This is a genomic window from Neisseria sp. P0021.S005 (assembly GCF_051956955.1).
Genome location: NZ_JBQCWY010000450.1, coordinates 1 through 2520 on the forward strand (window position 1 = coordinate 1; position 2520 = coordinate 2520).

The 2520-nt window shown below is 48.8% G+C and carries 3 protein-coding genes; 2 read left to right on the forward strand and 1 reads right to left on the reverse strand.

The window, feature by feature from the left end; all coding sequences use genetic code 11:
• A partial coding sequence (locus tag ACTHUE_RS15420; RefSeq protein ID WP_440423927.1) for a tRNA-dihydrouridine synthase occupies positions 1-194 on the reverse strand: 194 nt, incomplete at its 3' end.
• 83 nt (positions 195-277) lie between these two features.
• Between ACTHUE_RS15420 and ACTHUE_RS15425 the strand changes: the two genes are divergently transcribed.
• On the forward strand, positions 278-1852 hold the full coding sequence (locus ACTHUE_RS15425) for a glycosyltransferase family 2 protein (protein WP_070695518.1): 1575 nt from the start codon (positions 278-280) through the stop codon (positions 1850-1852).
• Positions 1853-2074: 222 nt separating this feature from the next.
• Positions 2075-2520 (forward strand): anaerobic C4-dicarboxylate transporter family protein (locus tag ACTHUE_RS15430; RefSeq protein WP_440402827.1); only part of this gene is annotated, 446 nt, incomplete at its 3' end.

Genomic DNA, 2520 nt, shown 5'->3' on the forward strand with positions numbered 1-2520 from the left:
CAGGGCGTGCCGGCCGGCGTGCGGTTGGCATGGGCGATTTCGGGAACATATTTAAGCCAAGTGGCGCGTGAGTGGACCGTGTGCGTAATGCGGACAAATTCGCTGACGCATTCGTCAAATCCGCCAATACGCGTCAACAGGTCGCGCATCACATCATCCACCAGCCCCTGCATGGGGGCAAGAATAAGCTGCATGGGTCAGGCCGTCTGAAAAAAGGAGGACATATTGTAGCGGTATATCGGTTAAAATACAGCTTCCTTTTTCAGACGGCCTTTTTATGATGCACACAATTCCGGCAACCGCCGCCATGTTGGTAAAAAATTCAGAACGTTATCTTTCAGAAGTTTTGAGTGCGCTGAAAGACTTTGACGAAGTCCTGCTGTTGGACAACGGCTCGACCGACCGTACTTTTGAAATTGCCAAGGGTTTTTCAAATGTCAGCTATTACAAGCATGACTTTATCGGGTTTGGTCCGATGAAAAATCTGGCGGCCAGACTGGCGCAAAACGATTGGATTTTCAGCATAGACAGCGATGAAGTGGCGGATGAGGCTTTAATCGAATCCATTCGTGCGGCCGTTTTGGAAAATGAGAAGGAGCATATTTTTTCACTTTCCCGTCTGAACCATTACCACGGCAGACTGATTAAAGGCTGCGGCTGGTATCCGGATATTATTCCACGCCTTTATCATCGCAGATTTAGCCGTTTTTCCGACCGTCAGGTGCATGAGTCTTTGGTGTTGCCGCAGGAAGCCAAGGTTAAACAACTCGATGGCCATCTGAAACATTATTCTTTTGAAAACGCCGAAGGGCTGATTCAAAAAATGCAGCAGTATAGCTCGCTGTATGCGGAAGAAAATCGTTTTAAGAAAGACAGTTCGCCGTTTAAGGCTTTGCTGCATGGCGGCGTATCGTTTGTGAAGAATTACCTGCTCAAGCGCGGTTTTGCTTATGGTGCGGACGGCCTGACGATTTCAGTTTCCAACGCACAAGGTTCGTATTACAAATATGTCAAACTCTACGAGCGCAACCGCACGATAACCGTCTCCCTCATCATCACCACTTACAATCGCCCCGATGCTTTGGAGCTGGTGTTGAAATCGGCTTTATCGCAAACCCGTCTGCCGGATGAGATTATTGTCGCGGATGACGGCTCAAGGCAGGAAACCGCCGAAGTGGTTGATTTTATCCGCCGCAGGACAAGTATTCCCGTTAAGCATTCATGGCAGCCGGATAGAGGCTTTCGTGCTGCCGAATCGCGCAACCGTGCGTTGGCGCAGGCGAAAAGCGATTATATTGTGTTGATTGACGGCGATATGGTTTTGGATCCGTCTTTTATCGCCGATCATTTGAAGATTGCCCGCAGAGGCCGTTTGATACAGGGTTCCCGCGTGATTTTGACTGAGGATAAAACGCAGGATATTTTGGATGAAGGCGATTTGCCTGCTTTGTCTATGTTCAGCTCAGGGATAGAAAAACGGCTTTCCGCCCTGCGCTGCCGTTGTTTGGCCAAATTGGCAGGCCGAAAAGGCAACCGCAAACATAAAGGCATCAAAACCTGCAATATGGGCTTTTTCCGCAGCGATGCGCTTGCCGTCAATGGGTTTGACAATAGCTTTGTCGGTTGGGGCAGGGAAGACAGCGAATTTGTCGCCCGTTGCTATCATAACGGGATGAAACGCCATAATTTGAAATTTGCCGGCATTGCGTACCACCTCTGGCACAATGAGGCAGAACGCGATTCATTGCCGCAAAACGATGCCTTGTTGGAGGCAACCTTGTCGGAACGCAAAATCCGCTGTGTGCATGGCGTATCGGATTTTATAAAAGATGAAGAAGTAACCGGGAAATAGCCTTATCATCTTTTTAAACCATAGAGGCCGTCTGAAAATCTTCAGACGGCCTTTTTTGTGTTTTTAAAAACCTAGAGGTTAAATGAGAATATTATTTATTTGATATAGATCAGTATGTATAATTAGGTAAAGTATGGTTAGGGAAGAGGGTTTACTCTATAATCCAACCGTTTGTAATTTTATTTCGGCTAAGGCCGGATTTTGGGAATTGTTATGTCAACTATGTTTTTTATCCAGTTTGCCGTTGTGCTACTGTGTATCCTGATTGGTGCGCAGGTTGGCGGTATTGGTTTGGGCGTGCTCGGCGGTATCGGCTTGGCTGTATTGTCTTTTGGTTTCCATCTTCAGCCGACCAGCCCTCCGATTGATGTGATGCTGATGATTATGGCGGTAGTGTCTGCCGCCGCGGCCATGCAGGCCAGCGGCGGTTTGGACTATATGATTAAGATTGCCACGCGCGTGTTGCACCGCAATCCGAAATACATCACCTTTATCGCGCCGGCGGTAACTTACACCTTTACCGTATTGGCAGGTACGGGCCATGTGGCTTACTCGGTCTTGCCCGTGATTGCCGAAGTCAGCCGTCGCAATGGCATCCGTCCTTCCCGTCCGCTGACGATGGCGGTTATCGCTTCCCAATTTGCGATTGTCGCCAGCCCGATTGCCGC

What these genes read in the sequence shown, in the direction of transcription:
- ACTHUE_RS15425 (WP_070695518.1), top strand. Translation starts at nt 278, where the DNA reads ATGATGCACACAATTCCGGCAACCGCCGCCATGTTGGTAAAAAATTCA.